The sequence below is a fragment of the Deinococcus cellulosilyticus NBRC 106333 = KACC 11606 genome (genome assembly GCF_007990775.1).
Classification (GTDB): domain Bacteria; phylum Deinococcota; class Deinococci; order Deinococcales; family Deinococcaceae; genus Deinococcus_C; species Deinococcus_C cellulosilyticus.
In genome coordinates this window covers 59287-81383 of sequence record NZ_BJXB01000009.1, presented here as the reverse complement: position 1 = coordinate 81383, position 22097 = coordinate 59287, and the positions used below count along the sequence as shown (strand labels likewise).

General features: G+C 59.7%; 26 protein-coding genes. 4 read left to right on the top strand and 22 right to left on the bottom strand.

The window, feature by feature from the left end; genetic code table 11:
* Positions 1–160 precede the first annotated feature (160 nt).
* From DC3_RS11515 to DC3_RS11470, 11 genes are all read right to left on the bottom strand, one after another.
* Positions 161–1267 carry an aminotransferase class I/II-fold pyridoxal phosphate-dependent enzyme gene (locus DC3_RS11515; protein WP_146884522.1) on the bottom strand — a complete coding sequence of 369 codons (1107 nt, stop codon included), beginning with the start codon at positions 1265–1267 and terminating at the stop codon, positions 161–163.
* Between the two features lie 54 nt (positions 1268–1321).
* Positions 1322–2182, bottom strand: a complete 861-nt coding sequence (locus DC3_RS11510) for an AraC family transcriptional regulator (RefSeq protein ID WP_146884521.1) — start codon at positions 2180–2182, stop codon at positions 1322–1324.
* A gap of 369 nt (positions 2183–2551) precedes the next feature.
* Positions 2552–2722 carry a hypothetical protein gene (locus DC3_RS29105; protein WP_186815976.1) on the bottom strand — a complete coding sequence of 57 codons (171 nt, stop codon included), beginning with the start codon at positions 2720–2722 and terminating at the stop codon, positions 2552–2554.
* A gap of 21 nt (positions 2723–2743) precedes the next feature.
* On the bottom strand, positions 2744–3364 hold the full coding sequence (locus DC3_RS11505) for a hypothetical protein (protein ID WP_146884520.1): 621 nt from the start codon (positions 3362–3364) through the stop codon (positions 2744–2746).
* Positions 3365–3427: 63 nt separating this feature from the next.
* Entirely contained in the window at positions 3428–3874 is a 447-nt protein-coding gene (locus DC3_RS11500) for a PaaI family thioesterase (protein WP_146884519.1), read from the bottom strand.
* Between the two features lie 76 nt (positions 3875–3950).
* Positions 3951–4769 (bottom strand): hypothetical protein, encoded by an 819-nt coding sequence (locus tag DC3_RS11495; RefSeq protein WP_146884518.1) that lies wholly within the window; start codon positions 4767–4769, stop codon positions 3951–3953.
* A gap of 84 nt (positions 4770–4853) precedes the next feature.
* Positions 4854–5726, bottom strand: coding sequence for a DMT family transporter (locus DC3_RS11490; RefSeq protein ID WP_146884517.1), 873 nt, complete (start codon positions 5724–5726; stop codon positions 4854–4856).
* A gap of 359 nt (positions 5727–6085) precedes the next feature.
* Entirely contained in the window at positions 6086–7090 is a 1005-nt protein-coding gene (locus tag DC3_RS11485) for a tyrosine-type recombinase/integrase (RefSeq protein ID WP_146884516.1), read from the bottom strand.
* A gap of 169 nt (positions 7091–7259) precedes the next feature.
* Complete coding sequence (locus tag DC3_RS11480; RefSeq protein WP_146884515.1) at positions 7260–8426, bottom strand: TniQ family protein; 1167 nt, start codon at positions 8424–8426, stop codon at positions 7260–7262.
* A 30-nt stretch (positions 8427–8456) separates the two neighbouring features.
* Positions 8457–8909 carry a hypothetical protein gene (locus DC3_RS11475; protein ID WP_146884514.1) on the bottom strand — a complete coding sequence of 151 codons (453 nt, stop codon included), beginning with the start codon at positions 8907–8909 and terminating at the stop codon, positions 8457–8459.
* 892 nt (positions 8910–9801) lie between these two features.
* On the bottom strand, positions 9802–11385 hold the full coding sequence (locus DC3_RS11470; protein WP_146884513.1) for a tyrosinase family protein: 1584 nt from the start codon (positions 11383–11385) through the stop codon (positions 9802–9804).
* A gap of 336 nt (positions 11386–11721) precedes the next feature.
* Between DC3_RS11470 and DC3_RS11465 the strand changes: the two genes are divergently transcribed.
* Positions 11722–12291, top strand: coding sequence for a thioredoxin-like domain-containing protein (locus tag DC3_RS11465; protein WP_146884512.1), 570 nt, complete (start codon positions 11722–11724; stop codon positions 12289–12291).
* A gap of 151 nt (positions 12292–12442) precedes the next feature.
* Here the strand turns inward: DC3_RS11465 and DC3_RS11460 are convergent, their stop codons facing one another.
* The 10 genes from DC3_RS11460 to DC3_RS11430 form a co-directional block, all read right to left on the bottom strand.
* Positions 12443–12949: a TlpA family protein disulfide reductase gene (locus DC3_RS11460; RefSeq protein ID WP_146884511.1), complete on the bottom strand. Its 507-nt coding sequence runs from the start codon at positions 12947–12949 to the stop codon at positions 12443–12445.
* A gap of 6 nt (positions 12950–12955) precedes the next feature.
* On the bottom strand, positions 12956–13603 hold the full coding sequence (locus DC3_RS11455) for a peptidoglycan DD-metalloendopeptidase family protein (RefSeq protein ID WP_146884510.1): 648 nt from the start codon (positions 13601–13603) through the stop codon (positions 12956–12958).
* Positions 13600–14700, bottom strand: coding sequence for a sensor histidine kinase (locus DC3_RS11450; protein WP_146884509.1), 1101 nt, complete (start codon positions 14698–14700; stop codon positions 13600–13602). The genes DC3_RS11455 and DC3_RS11450 overlap by 4 nt, the downstream gene beginning before the upstream one ends.
* Entirely contained in the window at positions 14697–15365 is a 669-nt protein-coding gene (locus DC3_RS11445; RefSeq protein WP_146884508.1) for a response regulator transcription factor, read from the bottom strand. Before DC3_RS11445 ends, DC3_RS11450 begins: the two co-directional genes overlap by 4 nt.
* Positions 15366–15424: 59 nt before the next feature.
* A complete protein-coding gene (locus DC3_RS11440; protein ID WP_246130637.1) occupies positions 15425–15991 on the bottom strand; it encodes a DUF305 domain-containing protein in 567 nt (188 codons plus the stop codon).
* 51 nt (positions 15992–16042) lie between these two features.
* The gene (locus DC3_RS29765; RefSeq protein ID WP_246130636.1) at positions 16043–16363 is read right to left on the bottom strand and encodes a type II restriction enzyme NmeDI-related protein; all 321 of its coding nucleotides are present in this window, start codon (positions 16361–16363) and stop codon (positions 16043–16045) included.
* A gap of 26 nt (positions 16364–16389) precedes the next feature.
* Positions 16390–16803, bottom strand: coding sequence for a type II restriction enzyme NmeDI-related protein (locus DC3_RS29760; RefSeq protein ID WP_246130634.1), 414 nt, complete (start codon positions 16801–16803; stop codon positions 16390–16392).
* Positions 16800–16964 (bottom strand): hypothetical protein, encoded by a 165-nt coding sequence (locus DC3_RS29755; protein WP_246130633.1) that lies wholly within the window; start codon positions 16962–16964, stop codon positions 16800–16802. Before DC3_RS29755 ends, DC3_RS29760 begins: the two co-directional genes overlap by 4 nt.
* A gap of 27 nt (positions 16965–16991) precedes the next feature.
* Positions 16992–17273, bottom strand: coding sequence for a hypothetical protein (locus DC3_RS29750; protein WP_246130632.1), 282 nt, complete (start codon positions 17271–17273; stop codon positions 16992–16994).
* Between the two features lie 461 nt (positions 17274–17734).
* Positions 17735–18535: a site-2 protease family protein gene (locus DC3_RS11430; protein ID WP_146884507.1), complete on the bottom strand. Its 801-nt coding sequence runs from the start codon at positions 18533–18535 to the stop codon at positions 17735–17737.
* 229 nt (positions 18536–18764) lie between these two features.
* Between DC3_RS11430 and DC3_RS11425 the strand changes: the two genes are divergently transcribed.
* From DC3_RS11425 to DC3_RS11415, 3 genes are all read left to right on the top strand, one after another.
* Positions 18765–18950: a hypothetical protein gene (locus DC3_RS11425; protein WP_146884506.1), complete on the top strand. Its 186-nt coding sequence runs from the start codon at positions 18765–18767 to the stop codon at positions 18948–18950.
* Entirely contained in the window at positions 18947–20413 is a 1467-nt protein-coding gene (gene lnt, locus DC3_RS11420; protein WP_146884505.1) for an apolipoprotein N-acyltransferase, read from the top strand. The genes DC3_RS11425 and lnt overlap by 4 nt, the downstream gene beginning before the upstream one ends.
* Positions 20414–20497: 84 nt before the next feature.
* Positions 20498–21475: an undecaprenyl-diphosphate phosphatase gene (locus DC3_RS11415; RefSeq protein WP_146884504.1), complete on the top strand. Its 978-nt coding sequence runs from the start codon at positions 20498–20500 to the stop codon at positions 21473–21475.
* Positions 21476–21745: 270 nt separating this feature from the next.
* Here DC3_RS11415 and DC3_RS11410 read toward each other — a convergent pair whose 3' ends face one another.
* The gene (locus DC3_RS11410) at positions 21746–22051 is read right to left on the bottom strand and encodes a hypothetical protein (protein ID WP_146884503.1); all 306 of its coding nucleotides are present in this window, start codon (positions 22049–22051) and stop codon (positions 21746–21748) included.
* Positions 22052–22097: the final 46 nt, after the last annotated feature.

Sequence of the window (22097 nt, the reverse complement as noted above, 5' to 3'; positions counted from 1 at the left end):
CACCAAAAAATAAAAAATTCACAAGCAAAATCCACCCGTAATTTCAATTCATCACATCAAAACAGCCTGAGCCGATGAGCACGGGCTGTTTTGATGCATCCTGCGTGGTGAGCTTCTGTCCATCGTCTTCGTGGAGGTGCTGGACAGACCCAGAATCTGCTCAATGCCCTTTCAGGAACCCTTCAAACAGGCCCAGCACCTCCGGAAAGTGCTTCCTGCCATAGCCGATTCTGAAGTGTTCCGGCTGGTCGTACACCTCGCCCGGCAGCAGCAGGATGCCAGTCTTCTCCAGGACCTGCCGGCAGAATTCTGAAGCATTTCCAGATTTCAGCCTGGGAAAGGCAATCGGGCTTCCCTGAGGAGGCACCCAGTCGAACATGTCCTGATGCCGCTGCATGAACCCCTGCAGCAGTGCAAGATTGCTGAGCACCAGCTTTCGGTTCTCCTGCAGGATTTCACTGGCATGCCTGAGGGCGAGGGTGGTCAGGAACTCGCTGGGTGCGCTGTTGCAGATGGTGGTGTAAAACTTGAAGCTTTGCAGTTTTCTCAGCAGGTCCCGGTCCTGGCAGGCAATCCAGCCCAGGCGCAAACCCGGCAGTCCAAAAGACTTGGACATGGACCCGACAGAAACCCCTTTAAAAGTGACTTCACAGGCTGCTGGGAGCATGCTGGATGCATCATGTTCCAGCCCCCGGTACACTTCGTCACTGAACAGCCAGATGCCCTTTTCTTCTGCCAGTGCACACAGATCCTGGAAGGTCTCCCGGTCCATCTGGGTGCCCGTCGGGTTGTTGGGTGTGTTCAGGTAGATGGCCCGGGTGTTTGGTTGCAGCTGTCTCTCCAGAGCTGACACATGATAAACCCAGCCGTCTTCCATCTGGCGCTCCCACACGCTCACGCTTGCCCCGGTGCTGCGGGCCAGTTCCAGTCCGGATTCATAGCAGGGGGTCACCACCATCAGGTGGTCCTCAGGTCCGAAAAGCGCCTGATAGAACACAAAAATGGCTTCTTCGGCACAGGAGAAGACCAGCACCTGATCGGCCTCCAGCCCGGTGTACTGTCGGGCAATTTCCTGGCGAAGCTCGGGTGCTCCCGGGGCCTCGGTGTACCCGAGTTTCAGGTTCAAAAAAGCATCAAGGGCATCAGGTTCCAGCTGAAGCAACGCCTGGATGCTGCGGGATTCCACATCGGAACTCGACAGCATGTGACTGGCGGTGAATTCGTGCACGCCGTAGAATTCTTCAATCCTGAAAGGGTTCAGTTTCATGATCGCTCCTTGCAACAAGGTGAAGTCTTCACCCATTTCAGCGCAAAATGTCGTTCACGGGATAGGACGATTTGAACCCGTCTGCCATCCACCCACAGCCTTCTGGTACACACCCGGGGTCACCCCCATCACCCGACGGAAGTGCTTTGTGAAGTGGCTCTGGTCAAAGAACCCAAGCTCCAGGGCCGTTTCTGCCACCGCTCTGCCCTGCCTGAGCATGCTGCGTGATCGGTCAATGCGCCTCTGGTTCTGGTAGGCATGGGGTGGAAGGCCAAACTGTCGCTTGAAGACCCTCACCAGCACGACAGGATGCATTTGAAACACCTGCGCGAGGGTTTCCAGACGCACAGGGTCCTGCAGGTGGGCTTCCAGAAAGTCCTGAACCTGCCGGGCCACACTGTGACTCCCAGGAAAGGGGTGGTGTGCTTTTCTTTCAGCATGTCTGTGCAGCAGCAGATGGAAGGCCTCAAGCAAGGCTGTTTCCAGGCCCAGGTCCACTCTGCGGCCAGAGTGCAGGAAACGCCTGGTCAGTTCCTGATGGATGTGCAGAAACCGCTGCACCAGTTCAGGATCATGCACCACAGGATACCGCAAATAGGGGAGAGTTCCTTGTGGATCAATGTTTTGTAAAAACGAAGCCTGTGGATAAAAAGCCCGATAGACATAACCCGCTGGTGAAGCAGGCTCACCGGTGTGCACCACGTCTGGGTTCACCAGGCTCAGGTCGCCCTGATGGGCCAGCAGGTGGCTGCCCCGGTGCATGAAGCGCTCTGCTCCGGTTTCCACCATCCCAACCACAAAATGCCCATGGGTGTGGGGTTCAAAGTGGTGTTGGTCTGTCTGAATCCTCATCCACTCCAGACCTTCAAAAAGGTCCAATTTGCTGATCAGGATGGAAGCACCTGAAGAAGGCATTCACTGGATTGTAAAGCATCAGGTCCAGCAGAACCAGATGGGCACATGTTCAAAAGAGGGTATTCTTAAAAAGATAATATTTTCACAAGTAAAATCAAACAACACTCTACCCACAAATCACGCATCCTCACGTTCTGAATCCCCATCCTGCACTCCTTACAAAACAGAGCACTCTTTGATCGGAAGCCTCCATGCAAAAACACGCAACCCCATGCCCAACGGTTAGATCCATGTTCTCTTTGCTGGAGGGTTCCATTGGCGCGGCCCAACAGGGCACGGGCACCAAAACAGGCATTTTTTCCGTGTCCACAGCGGACTTTCAACGGGGGGCTGGTAAAACAAAACCAGCCCCCCTGAAGTCAGAGCAGCTTATTTTTCTTCTTTGATCCCGGTTTGTTCCCCAGTCCGGTTGGTGTTGCCACGCTGACCACTGAGGGTGCCGCTGTGGGTGTCGGCACTTGCGCCGTGTCCACCTGTGTTGGTGTTCTGGGTGCCGGTTTCTCCGCTCTTGCCCTGTTGGTTGTTTTCTTTCTCGGTCATGGGTGTACCTCCTGATGGATGTCACCTTACAGGGGATTCTGTTCCCGGGCCATTGGAATGGATACACTCAGGTTCATCCGTTGAAGTTCTGCATGGACGTAAGCCATGACGGCCTGTTCCAGAGCCTCCGGGTAGGAGGTGTTCAGTTGCTCGACTGCTTTTCGGGCATGCTGCTGGACGAATGCGGCGAGGAGCAGGTGCCTTTCCACCAGGGTGCTTTCGAACTGCAAGAATGTCTTCGAGTGCCTGGCGTTCATGGGGAAGGAGCAGCACATTCCCTCGGTTCTCGCCGATGTCCCTGAAGCGTCCCCGCCCCAGGGTGCAAATCTGCAGGGCTGTTTCGACTTCATCGGTGAGGCGCTTCATGGCCTGGATGCGCTCTCCTCGTTCGATGCCTGGGAGCATGGCAAATGTGCGCCAGAACAGACGGATCTGCACCTCGAGTTCCCTTTGCAGCTCACCCTGCTGGGGAGGGAGGTGGGGAAGCAGGTGAATCTGGTCTTCCCGGTCGAAAAGCACCCGGTGCTGGGTTTCATCCAGTTCAATCTGGTCATCGGTGTCCAGGAATATGTCCAGGGCCATCACCCGGTTGGGGGCAGCTTGCAGCAGGGTGACCACCATGGCCCCGTCAAAGAGGGTCATCCTGACCAGTGTAAGAGACCTTCAGGTGCGAGCCCATCAGCCATGTGGCTCAGGTTTGATGGTTTACCTGCGGATCACATTGCAGGTGCAGCGGGCAATGCAGGTCTCCTTCCCCCGCTCATCGCGCAGGACAATGTTCCAGACCATGACGGTGCGTCCCCGGTACGCCAGGGTGGCCTCTGCCTGCACCTGCCCTGAAGTGACGCCACGCACGTGGGTGGCGTTGATGTCCACACCCACAGCCACCTGCTGGCTGACATCAAGGTTGAGCCAGGAACCAACACTGGCGAGTTCTTCTGCGAGGGCGATGCTGGCCCCTCCGTGGAGCCTTCCTGCGGGTTGCAGGTTGCCCTGTACGGGCATGGTGGCCAGAACGCGGCTGGGGGTGGCATGGGTGATCACCACACCAAGTTTTTCACCCAGGGTGCCAGGGATGCCCGTGAGTTTCGCTGCGAGGTCTTCTGGACTGAGGGTCTCGATGTCCTGAGGGCTGGGGAAGTTGTGGGTCATGACAGAAGTTTAACGTGCAAATGAAGCAGCAGACCGTTTTGATCTGCGGTCTGCTGCTTCAGGGTTTGTGTGTGGATCAGCCGTGGTGGGCCAGCAGGTCTTCCAGCTGGCGGCGACGGTCCTCGTGGTTGTAGGGGTTTGCGGGGTCATTGAGGCGCATGTGCCTGCTCAGGAACACCCGGTGCTGGGAGGTGTAGGCTTTCAGCCACCCGAACATGGCGCGCTGGTCGCTGTCGTCTCCAGACTCCCCGAGTTCCAGGCTGGCGGCCCGCACTGCGGACTGGGCTTCCGCTGCGAGCTCCAGGGCGTGCCTGACGGTGGTGCCAGTGCGGTTCAGGTACTGGGCAACTTCTGCAAGCACAGCGTAATTCTGGGCCATGTTGAAGAGCTTGTCCCGGCCCAGCCTGGGGTTGAGGTCCTGGTGCCAGGTGTAACGGCCTTCCAGGGTGCGCAGTTCCCGGGCGTACTGCTCGATGCGGGTCTGGTCTGCATCTGCAATGGCTTCGATCAGGCGGGCCTTGACCTGACAGCGGTTGATCACGCCTGCAAGCACCTCGTCGGGCTGCAGGGGGTAGATGTCCGGTTTGGGTTCAGGCCGGGGCTCGTGGCGCACTTCCGGGAGGTGGAAGTCCCCAGAGTGTGCTTCCACCAGGGTGGAGGGGGCACTCTGTGCGGGAAGCGTGGCGTAGAAGTGGTCCATCAGGTCATCGAGTTCATCCGGCTCAGAGAAGCCAGGAATGGATGGACCAGATGGGACGGGCTCTGCCCTGCGGATTTCGGGATTTTCTGCAGGGACGGGGGTGGGCAGGTTGAGGTGCAGGCCGATGATTTCGTGGGCAAGCTGAAGCAGTTCCCGCTGGAGGTGCGGGTCCTGCTTCGCCTGTTGGATCAGCATGCGTACGGATTTTATTGTTTGGTCCTGGTCAGGCATTTGCTGACTATTATGCAACGTTTGAGAGGGTTTTGGTGATGGTCACGATCACGTGCTGTTCTGGACGGAGTTTTTGCGTGTCAGGAGCAGCAGCATCAGGGACACGCACGCCACCCCGAGCCACTGCAGGGGGAGCAGCACTTCGCTGAACAGCAGCACAGCAAGCACCATCGACACCAGGGGCTCGAACAGGGTGATGAGGCCTGCAGTCAGGCTGGAGATGGTTTTCAGGCCACGCTGGAAGAGGATGTAAGCCAGGGCAGAGGGAATCAGGGCCAGGTACAGCAGGTGACCCCACTCCACAGCGGCCAGCTGACGGAGTTGGTGCAGGTCAGGCGCATAAGGCAACAGGAAAATCCCTCCAGCCAGAAACCCCAGGGCCAGCAGGGGGGTCTGGGGTTGCCAGCCCAGGATCAACTGGCTGCCTTTCAGGGTCAGCAGGAACCCGATTCCTGCGAGACCCGACAGCATGAGGCCTTGCAGGTTCAGGTGACCGTGACTGACCTGGGTGACCAGACCGAGGCCCACCACTCCCAGGAAGATGGCTCCCCACAGGTTCAGGTGGAGTTTTTCTCTCAGCACCAGGGCACTGTAAAACGCCAGCAAAAGGGGAGGCAGGCACAGGGAAACCGTAACCGCGATGCTGATCCCGGTGAGCGGGATGGCCCGGAAGTAGCCATAGCAATACACGGCATGCCCCAGACCCAGCAGCAGAACACCGACAAGCGGAAAAGGGCCTACAGGCTTCTGGAACCGCAAAGAAAACAGCATCAGCATGGGCGCAGCCAGCATCAGGCGCATGAAGGCGATGTTTTCGGCTGAAAGGTGGGAATGCAGCATCAGGTACTTCACGCTGATGCCCACCGTGCCCCACAGCACGGCAGCAAGCAGGGTCAGAAAGACCCCTTCCAATTGTTTCATGATTGAACACCCTGTTTGAATGGAGCAGTTGAGTCTCAAAAACAGGGCAGACCTGCTGTCAGCTCAGGTGAAAGCAGATGCAAAAAATCCCTGTCCGTGCCGGATCAGCAACGGACGGTGGGCGGAGAAATGATGTGATGCGGATGAATCCCAAGAATCATGCTGTCCAGCATAAAAGAAAGGCTGCCCCCTGACATCCGCCAGATGGACAGTCAAAGGGCAGAACGTGCACAAAACGCAGAAAAGCTGTTTCAAAGCTTCTTTTTCACATCACGCTCTAAAATCGCTTTTAAGGCCCCTCCAATTCAAATCAGGTATCAGAAGACCCGGGAAAACATCAAAATGAAAGTGAGAAGGCATCACCAGCCAGAAAGTTCATCTTTGAGGTCATCTGCCGCAGGCTTCGCATACTTTCGGGTGGTGTCCACCGAGGCGTGACCCAGGTGATTGGCCACCCGGGACAGGTCCTTGACCTGCTCCATCAGGCGGGTCCCGGCGTACTTGCGAAACGCATGGAACCCCCGGAAGCGCACCCCTGCCTGCAAGGCCACCTTCTCGATGTGGTAATGGGCGGTTTCCCGGGTGCCAAAGGAAAACAGCTGGCCATCCGGGCGTACCCCCAGTTCACGGCGGTACTCCCTGAGCACCTGCAGCAGAGACGTTGACATGGCGATGGTGCGGGTCTTGCGGCCCTTGCCCTCGTTGATCCTCAGGCGCCTGCGGGAATCATCCAGGTCCTCCCATTCCACAGCCAGGGCCTCACTGATGCGCAGACCACCGTGGGACAGCAGGTAAATCAGCACCTGCATGGGCAGGTCCGCGTACTCCAGAAAGGCCTCCACTTCCTCCTCAGCGTAAGGGGCATTTTTTTCCAGGCTGTGGGTGTTGTCTTTGGGTAAACGCACGTCCTGGAAGGGGTCTGCTTCGGTGGCCCCTGCCCAGCGCAGCGCCTTGTACAGGGTTCGTACAGCTGCCACCCGGGAGCGAACCGTGTCGATGCTCAGGGTTTTGGGTTTTTTGGGAGGCCTGACCGCCTTCGGATTGATGGCCGGGGTGACCAGCAGGGCATTCACCCACAGTTGCGGATCATCCCGCTTCGGGTTCAGCAGGTTCCAGGCGTTCTGGGTGGCATACTCCACGAATTGTCTGATCCCTGTGTGGTAGCTGCGGATGGTGTGCGTGCTGGTCAGGATCTTGTTCTGGGCGTACAGGGTCAGGTACCCAAGCACAATCTCCCAGAGGGTGTCAAAGTCCTTTTCGGCGCAGGCCCGGACAGCTTTCTTGCGTTTGTTGTCGTCGGTGAGGTTGGTGAGGTGTCGGGCCTGTTCGAGCTGGCCCCGGTAAACGTCAAGTTCAAGTGCCATGTTGCAACCATCATAGCATTTTTACGATAATTACAGTTATCGTAGACAGAGCCCCAATGGGGATGGGGGGTGCCCATCCCTTGTCGGTTGCAGTCTGTTCTGACATCAAAAACACATGAATTGCAATCTGTTTTGATATGACTGTCCTATGGAATGACTGGGTGACCCGTCATTCCGATTCAGTCTGCCGTTGCTTATACCTCCTGTTGAACTGCAGTTCCTTCCACCGTGTGGCACACACACAATCTTCAACATTGACCACAGGCAACTCCTCCAAACTCCAGATCCGTAAATGGGTCATCAGCCTCCTGATGGGTGCAGGAAAAAACCAGTCTTCCAGGTGGTCGTGAAAATCCTCATGCCGCCGGTTCCATTCTCGCCGCAGCGTTTCCTGCAGGTACTCCAGATGGAATTTCTCAATGGGATCGTGCCCCAAGGCAAAGTCAACCAGCACCTCGGACACCCAATACCTGCGGTCCCGGGTTTCAGGTTGGCTGGCGTAAGCCACATGCCGCAAAAATCGGTGGACACGCCACGGCCAGTCCTGCACAAACCAACTGAGCAACCTGATGCGTGCCATGGCTGCCCTCTTCGCTGAAGAATACTCTCCCAGAGGATTTTCTTGCGGGAAGTCAGGGTGTCCTTCCCACAGGGCATTTGGGAGGTCATTGCCATGAAAGGTGTAGGCACAGACCACCTGGTGATACAACACTTGCAGGACACCCACAGGCCACTCCCGCCCAGAGAGTTCCACGGTCAACCATGGAAATGGAGGTTCCAGGTGAAAGCCATTCAGCAAGGCATACAGGTGCCAGTGCACCGCCGGTTCCCGGTCTGGTTCTGCTTCACAGGTGTGCAGCGGTTTGCCGCATTTTCGGCAACCCACAAACGCCTGCAGCATGTCCTGGGGGTGCATCCTCTCCTTGAAGGCGACATACGCAGGGATGTGATTGTTGCAGAACGTGCAGTGGTCCAGCAAGTGAATCTTGTGCTGCTCGCATCTTATGGTGTGCGGGAACTGCCAACTGACCCGGAAATAGGGGGAATCCAGCAGGCACAGGGGGCAGATCGCTGTGGTGGCATCCACATGTTCGGCCTGCATGGGATCTTCCAGCAGGTGTTCGTCCATTCCGAGGACCAGGGACAGATGGGTGAGGTTCTCGGTCATGAAGGCCTTTGGGGGCAACCCCAGAGCTTTGTTGACGTTGGGTTTTGCCGGGTACAGGTCGCTGGTCCTCAGCCCATTGCTGAATGCTGTGCGCTGAACCCAGGACGCAAAGGATTCATCGGGCAGGGGCCTGGGACGCACCGGCAAACGAAAGGCATCGCTGGACATGCATCAGGGTGTCAGATTCCACAGGTCTGGTCAAGGCGAGGGCACCAGGTACCGGTTGCTGCCGTAAAGTTGCATGTGCTGGGCACATGCGCACAATTCGACCTGCTGGATCACCTTCAGGTGGGTCCCATCCAGCCAGTCGATGGCTTTCCAGAGGTCATGGTGCTGGAGTGGAGGTGACCCTGGAGTGGGGATGCGGTGGGTGTCCACCACCTCCAGCAGGTAAGGCAGTTGCAGCATCAAGATGGGGTCTTTCTGGTGCATGAAACTGGTGATGACCTGGTCCACCCAGGTCGGGAGGTGCAGGTGGTCCTGCAGGGCATTCAGGTGGGCCACCCAGCGGAGAAAGCGGTGGAGCCTCCATGGCCAGTCTTTGAGAAGCTCTTGAAGGCACTCCACCCGTTGCAGGTTGGAGGTGGGAGTGTGCCACTTGACGTCAACGTTTCGGTTCAGGGTGGCTTTGAGGTTTTCACTGGTGCTCACAAAGCGATTCTGGAGCACTTCGTGCCAGATCAACCAGGTCACGGCGAGGGGTAAGGTTGATTCTGGGGTCTGCAGGTTGGTCGCTGGTGGGTGGGGTTTGGGGTGTTGGTAAATCAGGTCCAGCAGTTCCCATGTACTGGGTTGGAAGGGGTCTGCTGAAGTGGGCTGGTCAGAAAGGAGATGCTGGCAGTGGTTGCACGTCATGAATGCACCAAGCATGGTTTTGGGGTTTTTTCTGTGTAAGACTGTTTTGTATGCGCTTACTTCCTTCCTGCATTTTGAACAAGAATTTAATAGCATCACGGAATGCATGGTGCACCGCCCCTGGGTGTGGATCCAGTGGGTGCGGAAGTAGGGTTGTTCTTGCAGGCACAGGGGACAGAACCAGAGGGTGGTGTGGGCTGGGAGGAAATCCATGTGCTGGACCAAATTTGCTTCATCGATACCAAGCATCACAGCCAGGGCCTGGAGGTCTGCCCTGTTGATGCTGGAGGGCGGCCACCCGCGGGAACGGTGGGGGTTGTGGGAAGTTGGGAACAGGTCGCTGACTTTGAGGCTGTTGCTGAAACTCACCCGCTCAATCCAGGAACTCCAGGTTTCATCGGGGTGTCTCTTGGGTCGACTGGGCAGTCGGTGGGCAGGATTCATCTGACTCCTTTAATGAGAAAAGAATGTGTGCACAGAATGCCCAGAAATGCCCTTCAAACTTGGAACAGGTCATTCTATATCTTTCAGCAGTTCGGGGCACTTTCTAGAGGCTTAAGACAAAAATCAGTCAATTTTCCTACGATAAAGAGACTTATCGTAGGAATAGAGCCTCTCTCCACCCGCACCCACAACAAAAAGGATGGACCACACACGGCCCATCCCCAAACCCCAACTCACCCCAACATCACAGGTCCAGTGGCTCCACCCTCAAACGGAACTTTGAACCCTTCCCAGGGTCCCCCACCGAAAGCAACCTCGGCGTTCCCCCCAACACTCCATCCCGGGTGTGCACCACCACCTCCAGGCCCTCACCTGACAGGGGAACCCCCAAACTTTTCGGCACCACAAAAACCGCAGAAGCCTTCAGGTGCGTCTGGCAATTCGCACACCCCTCCACATGCCAGCGGCTCAACACCGGCTCACTGTCCACCAGGTGCCGCTCCCCACCCACATTCCGGTACAGGGCCACCACAAACGACCCCGCGATGTTCGTGCGGTCGATTCCCGTCACATGCACCCGGTGTGACGCCTCCACAGGAAGTGCAGCAGCAGACAGCAGGGACCCACCTTCCAGGGAAAAGGGCCCGTACGTGTACCCCAGTTGCGTTTCAATGTTCACGCAATCCCTGGAGGTGAACGTCCGGGGTCCCTGAGGGGCGTCCATCATGAAAGGATCCAAAGGAGAATCCACCCCCAGCCAGCTGTTGGGGGCCGTGCCCGGGGTGGGGCCCTGACCGTCCACCGAATTCGTTCCCGGATAACCCGCAATGATCTCCAGTTGCTCCGTGCTCCCGTGCCGCTGCTGCCACAACCAGAACACCCGGTCAATGAAACAGTGGTGAAAGAAAAAAATCGGATCGAAACCCGCAGTGTCGTTCTCCCCCATGTCCCCATTCGCTCCGGGAATCGGTGAGAAATCCCCTTCTTTTGGCACATCAAAGCCCCCCACCGCCAGGTGGATGCTGTTGTGCGGCTTCTCCAGGGGCACCACTTTCACCGCGGCATTGTCATTGAAAGCTGCCGCTGAAGTGGTGTTGGAAAACACCGTGTAATTCGGGGCGTTCAGGCACTGCACAAACAGGTCATGCACGTTGGTGTTGATGCGTTGCCCTTCCACCACAATGGATGAATTCAACCACGCCACAATGTTGGCGTTCAGCAGCGCCGTGTTGGTGGTGGCATCCGGGAAGTTCGCATTGTGCCGCTCGGTGGCCTCCCGGTCATCGGGACCCACCAGACCGGAAAGGGGGTAACGCACCGTCTGGTACCCCCTGGGCTTGCTGTAATTCGGGTCGTCCCCGGACGTGAGGTGGTCCACAATGTTCACCGGGAAGGTGAAAGACCGCAGGGGATTGTCGATCTCCTCCCCATCCAACATGAATTTCTCTTCGGTCAGCGCCCAGGGAATGCCGTGTTTCAGCGAGTTCTCGCTGGTCTCATCCCAGAACGGCAAGGTGACGTCCTGGCACCCGGGAATGCTGCGCAGGGCATCCTCCAGTTTCAGCAGGTACACCCGGTGCCAGGTCGGAAACAGCACATTCCCGTGGTTGCAGTACCCACCCCAGTACGCGGCGTTTCCCCATCCCGCCCCCCGGAAGGGCTCCCCGTGGTATCCTCCGAGCACGAAAAAAGACTTCTGATCGTCCGCGGGCAGGGCCTGAATGCCCCGCCAGGCGCGCATCAGGTTCTCAAGTTCGGTCTTGTTGCCCGCCTGGTAATCGTTTTGCAGGTCTTCCAGCGACCGGCGAACCCTCAATGCTGCAGTCATGGTGTGCTCCTTTTGGAACGTCAAAAGCCAGAGTGGAATCGGTCCCGGATTCCGTTCGAAAGGGCACCACGGGGGTGACCTCCCAGCAAGGGAAACACCCACACAACGCACTTTCAGAACCTCACCTCCACTGTAAGCGAACGTCCTGCCCCGCACCACTGGGTGACTTCCCCTTGTCTTCCTGAGAAAAAGCAGTATAATCTCTTCTTTTCCCAGGTTCCCCCAGACCCAGCCCTGCAGGAAGGAAAACCCCCACTGGGAAACGGGGCAGCCACCGACACAGGAGTGCAGCACCTTTACAGGATTTTCACAGGAAACCGTCACAATGCCTTTGACATGCCCACCCGCACCCCACCCACCTCCCCCAAAAGAAACCCCCTGCCCCTCGCCCTGATCACCCTCACTGTCCTCGGGACCCTCACCTACCTCCTGTGGCCCAAACCCTCCGGACCCACCCTTGAAACCCTCGCCGCCGAGAACCAACCAGCCCTCGAACACACCCAGAAACACGCCGACAACGGCCGCACCCACCTCGAAGCAGGCCAGACCCACAACTACAACGAAGACCACCCCACCAGCGGTCCCCACAGCCAGACCTGGGTGAACCCTGGCTTTTACACCACCCCCCAGAAGAAAGAAGAACTCGTCCACGCCCTCGAGCACGGTTCGGTGATCGTCCACTACGGCACCCTCACCGAACCCACCCAGCAGACCCTCAAAAAGTGGGCTGGCACCCACAAAGGCATGTGGGACGGCCTCCTGGTGGTGCCCGGAGAAAACCTGAACGGCAAAATCCTCCTGCAGGCCTGGGCGAAATCCCTCACCCTGAACACCGAAGACCTCGGCGCTGCCGCAGCCTTCATTGATGCACACCGGGGACGCGGACCTGAAAATCCAGTCCGGTGAAATCCCCCTCACCCTGCCCGGTCTGCTCGCCGGTGGGTGGGCCTCACCGTGGGGTGGCTACCACAGGCGCTGCTGCTGACGCCCTGCTGGGCAGGTCTGAGCTTTACAAGCATCCCCACAAAGCCAGTGGGGATGCTTGCGGATCCTTGGGTCACCGGGCGAGCCCCACCCGCTTCAGGGCTTCCCGGGCCGCAAAGGACGTGAAAGCCCCACGGTGCACCCACAGCACTTTCCCTTCCTTGCCGATCAGCACCGTCAGGGGTTGCCCGGTCGTCCCGTACTGGCGGGACACCCTGGCCCCAACATCATGCACTTCCAGGTGACCGGCATGGGCAAGCCTCCCCGGACCTGGTTCGGTCACGGTGATCACCTGCACCTGCCTGCCGTGCATTCGCTGCAGGAGGTCCAGCACCTTCCGGTTCGCAGGGCAGGTGCGGCACCGGGCCGGCTGGAACTGCACCAGGGCCACCCGTCCGGACGGCACGGCCACCGCCCGACCATGGTGGTCTTCCAGGATGAACCCCGGTGCGTCCCGCCCGACCAGCGGGTGCGGCCCGGTGGGGCGCAACACCACCTGGGTGAGCACGATCAGCAGCAAGAGCACCAGGGGGAGATCCACCCTCCAGGGGTGGTTGTGCTTCAGCGGTTTTTCCTTCATCCAACGTCACCGCCTGATGCTCCGCTCAAACACCCGCACGGGGTCCACCAGGGCGCCCTGGTAGGTCATGCGGAAGTCCAGGTGCGGCCCGGTGGAGAACCCTGTCGATCCAACTTCCGCGATGACTTCTCCGTCCACCACCTGCTGTCCGGCCTTCACCCTGAGTTGGCTGTTGTGGCTGTAGCGGGTGGTCCAGCCGTCCCCATGGTCGATCACCACGGTGTTCCCGAAGCCCGTGTTGTCCCAGCCAGCCACCTTGACCACCCCCGCCCGGGCGGCCTTCACGGGCGTGCCGGTCTTCTGGGCGATGTCCACCCCCGGGTGGTGATTGCTGCCCGCCACCACCAGCGTGCGGGTCCCGAAGCCGCTGGTGATTTTGCCGTCCACCGGCCACACCCACTTCAACACCGGAACCGAGTCCAGCAGGTACTCTTGTGGGAAGAAACGGGAGGTGCGGCCCACCGGAATGTGAATCACCTGCCCGACCACCAGGTCATGCTGGTCTTTCAATTCGGGGTTCGCCCACAAGAGCCGCTCGACCGTCACTTCGAATTCCTTTGCAAGGGCCTGGAGGGTGTCTCCTTTTTCCACCTGGTACTCGCTGGCAAGTGCCACCGAACACCACAGCAGGACCATGACCCACACGACCTTCATGCTTCCCCTCCCTGTGGGGAGCTCAGCGGCAAGGTGAACCAGAATTCGGTGCTGCCTGGACGGGACCGGACCCCCACCTCCCCGCCCATCAACTCCACGAGGCCCCTCACGATGGTGAGGCCCACCCCGCTTCCCCCCTCCTCGCGGTTGCGGTGCGTGTCGATGCGGTAAAACCGGTCAAAAATCCGCCCCTGGTGCTCGGCGGGGATGCCCGGCCCGGTGTCGGACACCATGAACACCCCCTGGTGGGCGTGTTTCTGCACCCCCAGGGTCACCCGTCCCCCTTGAGGGGTGTGCCTGAGCGCATTGGAAAGCAGGTTGTTCAGCACCTGGGACAGCCGGTCCCGGTCGGCCTGCACCTGCAACCCGGGGCTGGGAAGCACCCGCAATTCCACCTGCCGGTCCTCGAACGCCGCGCGGAACCGTTCAAAAGCTTCATCCAGCACCTGCGTGGCGTTGACCTCCGAAGGGTGAAGCTCCACCTTTCCGGCCTCCACTTTGGAGACCAGTGAGAGGTCTTGCACCAGGCGCTCCATGTGGGAGACTTCCGACAGCACCTTCAAGGCCACCACGTCCCCTTCCATCACCCCGTCAATCAGGCCCTCGCTGTACCCCCTGAGGGCGGAGAGGGGGGTGCGCAGGTCATGGGCGACGTTGGTGATCATTTCCACACGGGTTTTCTCAACGTCCGACAGGGCCTGCGCCATGCGGTTGAAGTTGCGGGCCAGCTGGGAGAGTTCGTCCTGGCCGTCTTCAGGGAGCCTCAGGTTGTAACGCCCGGAACTGATCGCCTGGCTGCCGTCCCCGAGGGCCTGCACGGACTTCACGATGCGGCGCATCAGGAAGTGCGTGCTGAGCAACCCCACCAGGACCGCCACCGGAATCGCCACCAGGATCGCGGAGGTCACGGTGTTCCGGAAGCCCCGCTCAAGTTCCAGGTGCAGGTTGTCCCCTTGCTGCCCGAACTCTCTGACCATCATCCTGATGTGCTCCCGGTAGAACGCCGGGGCGGCCAGTTCCGCCACCCCGAACACCACGAAGAGGCCAATCAAACTCACCAGCAAGTGGGTGAGGAACAGCTTGGGGTAGAATTTCACTCCTGCTCCCTGAGTCGGTACCCCACCCCGCGCACCGTCTCAATGAACGTCGGGTTCTCCGGGTCGTCCTGGAGTTTCCTCCGCAGGTTCTTGACGTGCACGTCCACCACCCGGTCCATCTCGGGAAAGTCACTCCCCCACACCCTGGAAAGCAGCCTTTCCCGACTCCACACCATCCCCGGGGTGCTGAGGAACGCCAAGAGCAGATCGAACTCCAGTTTGGAGAGCGAAACCTCCCGGCCCTCCACCCACACCTGGTGGGACTGGGGTTTCACGGTGAGCGTCCCGCAGGTGATTTCATCCTTGATGCCTGCCCGCCGGATCAGCGCCCGGATGCGGGCGGTGACCTCCCGGGGTGAGAAGGGCTTGACCACGTAATCGTCCGCCCCGAGGTCCAGGCCTTGCAGTTTGTCCCCCTCGTCGCTGCGGGCGGTGAGCAAGAGCACCGGTTTCACGCAGCCCTGCGTCCGCAGGTGTTCAATCACCTGCACCCCACTCACTCCGGGCATCATCCAGTCGATGATCAAAACGTCCGCTTCACCCTCCAGTTGCAGGCCGATTGTGCCGTCCATGGCCTGCAAGACGGTGTGTCCGTCCCGCACCAGGTACGCTGAGAGGATGTGGTGGATGTTCGGGTCGTCATCCATGATCAAAATGCGCGCCATACCTGCCTCCTGGCTGAAAAAACTGCCCCTCAGGGCAGCTTCCTTCCAGCCTGTTCAATTCACTTCTCCAGCCACTGCTTGAAACCATAAATTTCTCCGGCCTGCACCACCACAATGTCCCGGGCGAGTTTCAGGACGGTTTCGTTGTCGCTGACCTCCAGGGCGAGGTTCGCCATCGAAATGGCACTGGCGTGGTGTGGGAGCATGCCTTCCACGAACGCCCGGTCGGCGTCTTTGGCTTTCTTGACCATGTCGGTCATGCCCGTCATGCCTTTCTCCATGGCCTGCTGCATCTTGCTGTCCACCCCACCGAGGGTTTTCAGCAAGGTGTTCATTTGGGTGATTTCCTTCTGCTGGTCTTTGATGATCGCCTGGGCCCATTTTTTCACCTGGGCGTCTTTGCTTTTCGGGAGCACCGCCTTTGCCATGTCAATGGCTTCCTGGTGGTGGGGGACCATCATGCTCAGAAACGCCCGGTCAAACGCCTTGCCACTCAGTTTCTCCAGGCCACCCAGGTCCATGGTGCTGCCCAGCGGCATCTCCATTTGCATGTTGCCGTGGTCCATTTGTGCCAGGCCCACCGAAAACAAGGTGGGGACGAGCAGTGCAATCAAAGTTCGTTTCATGTGAACCTCCGACCTCAGGGTAGAACGGTTGTGTGTGATTTCTGTAAAGGGTCAAAATGACCGGGCGATGCGGCGCAGCACCTCCCTGGACTCCCCGAACTGGCACAGGTGGAGGCAGTTCTCTTCCAAGGCACCAAAAGACAGCAGGTGTGGTTTGTTGACCAGGTGGGCGAAACTGGGGCGTTTCAGTTGCGCCCCCACCTCCCTTTCTCGTTCATCGGGCGCCACCAGGTACAGGTGCGGCAGGTCCGGCAAGGTGAGGCTGAGGTCCTGCAGGCGCAAAATCCCCGAGTAAATCGAGGTGCTTTTCTCCACCTCAAAGGCGCACTTCACTTCGGTGCCGGAAAGCCACAACACGTCGATGAGTTCCACGGTGCCCTGCACCTCTGCAGGCAACTTCAGGTGCGAGAGGCTGTCCCCAGGGTGCCTTCCCCCAGGGTGCCGCCATGGCAGTTCGGCCGGGACCGGTCGTTGCGGGCCACCCACACCTGGTGGCCCAGGGCCCGCCCGACTTTGAGGAGGTGCGCCTGCATGCGGCTGTGCAAATCCTCCTCTCTCACGTCCAGGTCCACTTTCTTCAGGCGTTTTTTTTCCACCTTGAGGTGCTCAGCCTGCACCGCCACATCCACGTTGCCTTCCACCACCACCCGCCCCAGGCCCACTTCGAACAACAGCCCAGAGAGTTCCCCCAGGTCGCGGGACAACAGGCGGTGTTCGTGCTGCAAGCCCAGCATGCCCTGGCGCATCAGGAGGTAATCCGACCAGGACCCCAGCTTCAACTTCGATCCGGTCAGCACATTGAAGCCCTTCAAAATTCAGTGTTGAACGCCGGAATCCACGTGGGGTGCAGAAAATACAGGATGTTCGCCGCTGCAGGCCCCAGCCCCTTGATGTGCTGGGCGTCCAGTTGCCGGATGGCCTCCAACAAATGCGGTTCGGAGGTCGCCCGGAGGGCACAGGACAGGAAACGCATGAAGGCCCGCTGGTTCGCCGGGCTCTCCTAAATGTCCGGGATGCGCAGTTTCGGTTTCCAGTAAAAGGCATGCGCCGCACCCTGAAACACCTGCTTCTGCTCGGTGATGGCGGTCATCACCACCTCCAGGCTCGACCCCTTGAAGTCATTCGGGAACACCCCATTTTCAATGTCCTCCACCACTTGCTGTACCCCGCGCCGCACCGTACGAAACGACTTCAGGCGGTCCTCGGTCAAAAACCAGGTGTGGCAAACGGAATGGTCATCGGTGCGGTGCCTGGACAGCAGGTCCACAAAAGAAACCTTCATGGCTTCATCCTACCCCTTTACAGGATTTTCACACCCCAGGACCACCATAGAAGGCCTGAACACCCAGACGCCCACCGTCGCACCTCGGTTCCAGGATTGTTTGTGGCGCGGGACATCTCCCATGTGGTGCGCACCCAGTTGGGGGTGGCTGCAGCAGCCGGGGCGCCGTGGCAACCATGTCGTTGAACCGCAGCCTCTTTGAAGACAGCCTGCTGGGGCTTTGAAGGAGGATCCAGGGTGCCAGCAGCCCCGATGGATTGGCCTTCAGGGGGTGGACATGGCAGGACGGAACGAGCTGATTGCACCTGCCCCAGGTTTGGCTGTCGATCGCACCGTTCCTCCACGCTGAGGGTGCCCACCCTGCCCCTGCCAGTGTGTTCAACAGGGTTTCAGAAAAGTCCTCAACGGAACAGGGGGTCATGCCCTGATCCTGCCAGGCATGCAAATGCCGCAAAGCCTGCTCACCCCAGGGGTTCTTGCTGGGACCGGGCCGAACGGAACATCGACCCTCCCGTCCAGACCAAGACGACCATCAGCAGCAGGTTACCCCTGAAACCTGCCGTCACCCCATACAGCATGACCAGCGCAGCCAGGACCTGTCCCGCCTGGGCAGCCACCCGGGTGGCCCGGGTTTCGTCCCGGGTGTACGTCCAGAGGGCCGCTCGCAGCACATGCCCCCCGTCCAGCGGAAGCCCTGGCAGCAGGTTGAACACCGCGAGCCCCAGGTTCAATTGAAAGGCAGGTTGCAACCCCGCCTGAACCTCTGGATACACCATCCAGGTTCCCCACAACAGCAAGCACAGCAGCAGGTTGCTGAGGGGTCCGGCCACAGCGATCCAGAATTCGAGGTGCGGCGTGGCGGGATCCTGTTCCAGTTCGACTTGCCCACCCAGCAGGTGGACGGAGATGGAGGTGACCGACTGCCGCAAAGCGAGGGCCACCTGGGCATGGGCCAGTTCATGAACCAGCACCGAAACCCACAGGAACACCGGCCAGCCCAAGGTGAACACGGAGCCACCTGAAGCCTGCAGGTGCCGCCACATCCACACCAGGCCGAACACCACCAGCAACGGATCCCAGTGCAAAGGGATGCCTTTGAAGGTGCCGAAACGCCAGGTCACGGACAGGCCTTTCGGGAACGCACAGGGCAGCAAATGGGTTGGGAAATTGCAGGAAAGGGTCTCATCGATGGGGTCAGTGTGAACCCCCAACGTGAAAAAACGGTAAAGGCAGGACCAGCGGATGGCCTTATCGATCACCATCCGGTCTCACCCCGGAGCCTCACCGAACCCTGTGACCCCTGGGCCTCCAGGACGACCGATGCGAAAGGTGGCGTGCCAACCCCCCACCCCGGCTGCCAGAATGTGCGTCCAGGAGGCTGGGGCGCAAAGCGGTCCTTTAAAGTGCACCTGCTGACGTTGGTGTTGTGGTCCTTCCCCAGGCTGCCGTTCCCTTTACAGGATTTTCACACCTCCTGCATAAAGTGAGCGGGTGAACAGGTGGAAACAAAAGTTGCTGGGCTGGGCCGTGGCCCTGGGGTTGCTGACCTGGATGGTGCTGGCCCTCTTTGACACCATGAAACCCCGCACCACGGGGGGGATGCCCATGCGTCCTGCAGGCCAGCAAACCCAGGGGGCACCCGACATGCAAGACATGCCCGGGATGGACATGAAGTGAAGCCCGGGCGTGGATGGGTTTTTTTGTTGCTGGGCGCAGGGACGGGCCTCTTGTTCCTGACCACGAAACTGTCCTGGCTGACCCCGGTGCTGCTGGGGGTGTTGTTTTCTCAACTTCCCAACACCCCCAGCAAAGGGGTGTTCGTCAGGGTGTTTTGGTTCGCCGTTGGGTTCTTCACCTTGCACCTGTGGTGGTTGCCAGCCAGCCTGGGGGCGTTGTTCGGCCCCATCAGTTACCTGCTGTTTGCGCTGATGGTGCCGATCCTCGCTGGCATGTGGGCGTTCACCGCCGCCCTGACCCGCCTGCTGTACGGAGGAAACGTCCTGCTGGCCTTGCCGTTCAGCTGGGTGGTGATGGAGCACCTGCGCAGCCTGGGGGTGTTCCAGTTCACCTGGGGCACCCTGGGGTACTTGTGGGTGGGCTCACCGGTGGCGCAGGTGGCGGACGTGGGCGGGGTGTATTTGCTGTCCCTGCTGGGGATGCTGCTGGCCTGCTTTCTGGCCCAGCTTCCCCGCATTTCTCCGGTGTTGTTTTTCACCCTCCCGTTGCTGGGGGCAGCGGTGGTGGCCGGACTCGCCCCCACCTCCACCCCACCTGGTGCTTTGAAGGCAGCCCTGGTGCAGGGCAGCATCCCCCCCGAACAAAAAGCCCGGGGCCGGCAGCAAGACGAACTCAGCACCTACCTGTCACTCTCACAGGGCGTCCCAGACGACGCCCTGGTGGTGTGGCCAGAGACCGCCTCCCCGGTGGCACTGGATGAAAAACGGAAAGCCGAACTGCTGCACATCAACCCCCGCTGGCTGGTGGGCGCACCCCGCTGGGACGGTGACCGGTCCTTCAATTCGGTCACCGGACTTTCTGCGTCCGGGTCAGCTGCGTACGACAAAAGGATCCTGGTGCCGTTTGGGGAGCGTTTCCCCCTGCAAGACCAGCTGCCTGAAATGTACCGCTGGGTGTTCTCCAGCATGGGGCTCCCTGAACTCAGGGGGGTGACCCCGGGAACGGTGCAGACCCCCCTGGAGGTGGGTGGGGTCCGTTACGGCACCTACATCTGTTACGAATCGACCTTCCCGGACCTCACCCGGCAACTGGTGAAGAAGGGGGCACAGGTGCTGGTCAACGTCAGCAACGACAGCTGGTTCGGGCAGGGGCTGGGTGCGAGACAGCACTTCCTGATGGGCACCGTGCGGGCCATCGAAACCCGCCGTTACCTGCTGCGGGCCGGGAACGACGGCATCACCGCGGTGGTGGGACCAGAGGGAGAAACCCTGACCAGCTTGCCCCGGGGGGTGAGGGGGGTGCTGCTCGGGAAGTACACCCCAATGGACGGTGAAACCCTGTACGTCAAGTACGGGAACTGGGTGGTGGGGCTGTCATGGTTGGTGCTGCTGGCCTTGCTTGCCCACCGCTCCCCCTGGCAAACCAGCCCAAAAGACCGACTGAAGTCCCACCCACAAGGCTGAAAAACCCGGCTCACCCCAACGGCCCCCAGAGCGTTTCAGTCCCCTCTGCATTCCTTCCATCGGGCCCTTTAAAGAAGAGGTTACATGCTCAATTCAGTCAACCTCCTCATCGTGGGTGTGGTGGAAGGCATCACCGAATTTCTGCCCATCTCATCCACCGGACACCTGATTGTCACGGCTGACCTCATGCACTTCAAAAGCAGCAAACTGTTCGAGATCCTCATTCAACTCGGCGGGGTGCTGGCCGTGCTGGTCTTCTACTCGAAAGACCTCCTGGGGCAGGCCCGTCACATCACCACCTCCAGGGACACCCAGCGGTTCTGGCTGACCATCCTTGTGGCCGCCCTGCCCGCAGGGGTTCTGGCTTTGCTGTTGAAGAACACCATCGAAGCCCATTTTTTCAATGCCACGGTGGTGGCCGTCTCCTTGATCATTGGAGGGGTGGTCATGCTGGTGGTGGAACGCCTGCCCCACCGGCAAACCACCCATGAGGCCACAAAAGTCACCCTGAGGCAGGCGGTGACCGTGGGCCTGTTTCAGGTGTTCCCCTTGATTCCCGGGGTATCCAGGAGTGCCAGCACCATCGTGGGAGGCCTGCTCTCGGGCATGGGCCGCTCTGCTGCCACCGGATTCAGTTTCTACCTCTCCATTCCGGTGCTGGGCGCAGCTTCGCTGCTGTCCCTGGTCAAAGACCTGCAAGGGACAGGACCACAAGAGGCCACCACCATTTTCGTGGGATTGGGGGTGGCCTTCGGGGTGGCTTTGCTCTCCATCGGGTGGTTCCTCAAATTCATTGCCCGGCACAACTTCCAGGGGTTCGCCCTTTACCGCATTTTTGCGGGAGCCGCCATTTTGCTGCTGGTCCACTCGGGCTCCTCTCCAACGCACAGGGATGAAGCACAGGGGCACCCCAGAAAGCCTGGCATGTGGGCGGAAGTCCCTGATGATGGAGAACGATTTCCGGGGTGCGTTTCCGGCTCTCCCTGGATGCCTCAACCTGACTGTGACACCACACGCACAGGATTTACACTGTTTGATGCACCTCAGAAGGACCGGGTGTGATGGCTGCGGTTCTGGCTGACCGCCTGGCGTGGTGCATGACCCAAGTTGGATGGAATGCCCCGGACGACCGAACACAAGCAGGACACACCATCCCGGTCCGCCGCACTGCGCCTTTCTCAGGGAGCCTGCCCGTCGAGCCAAACACTTGATTTGCAAGGCGAAAGGGACGGAGTCACCCGCACTGGAAAGGTTCACCCGACACAGAACGCGAGGATGGACGGTGCCAAGGGCACCCAGCCTTGAAGAGACCACGCACGGGTTCAGGCGGCCTCACCCCTCCAGGTCAGGTTCGAACTGCTGGCACAACCGCACAAACCCCAAAAGGAATGGTTGTGCCCCGGCATCCGAAGGATGCCAGAGTTCAGAAAACGCCCTTTCCCACACGTCTGCCCAGCGGCAAGACAGGGCCTGGATCAGCAATGCCCGGACCTCACCGGACCTCACCTGTGGGTCTCGCAACAGGGCTTCCACGTACAGGGTGCGGATGGTGCTGGCATGGTTCACCGTGAACACCTCCCCATCCCTCACCTGCAATGCAGGCCAGGGCAAATCGGGGGGTGGGGTCCAGTCGGTCATGCCTGACCTTACACACCACATCCTCACACGTCTCTGAACCGCCTCG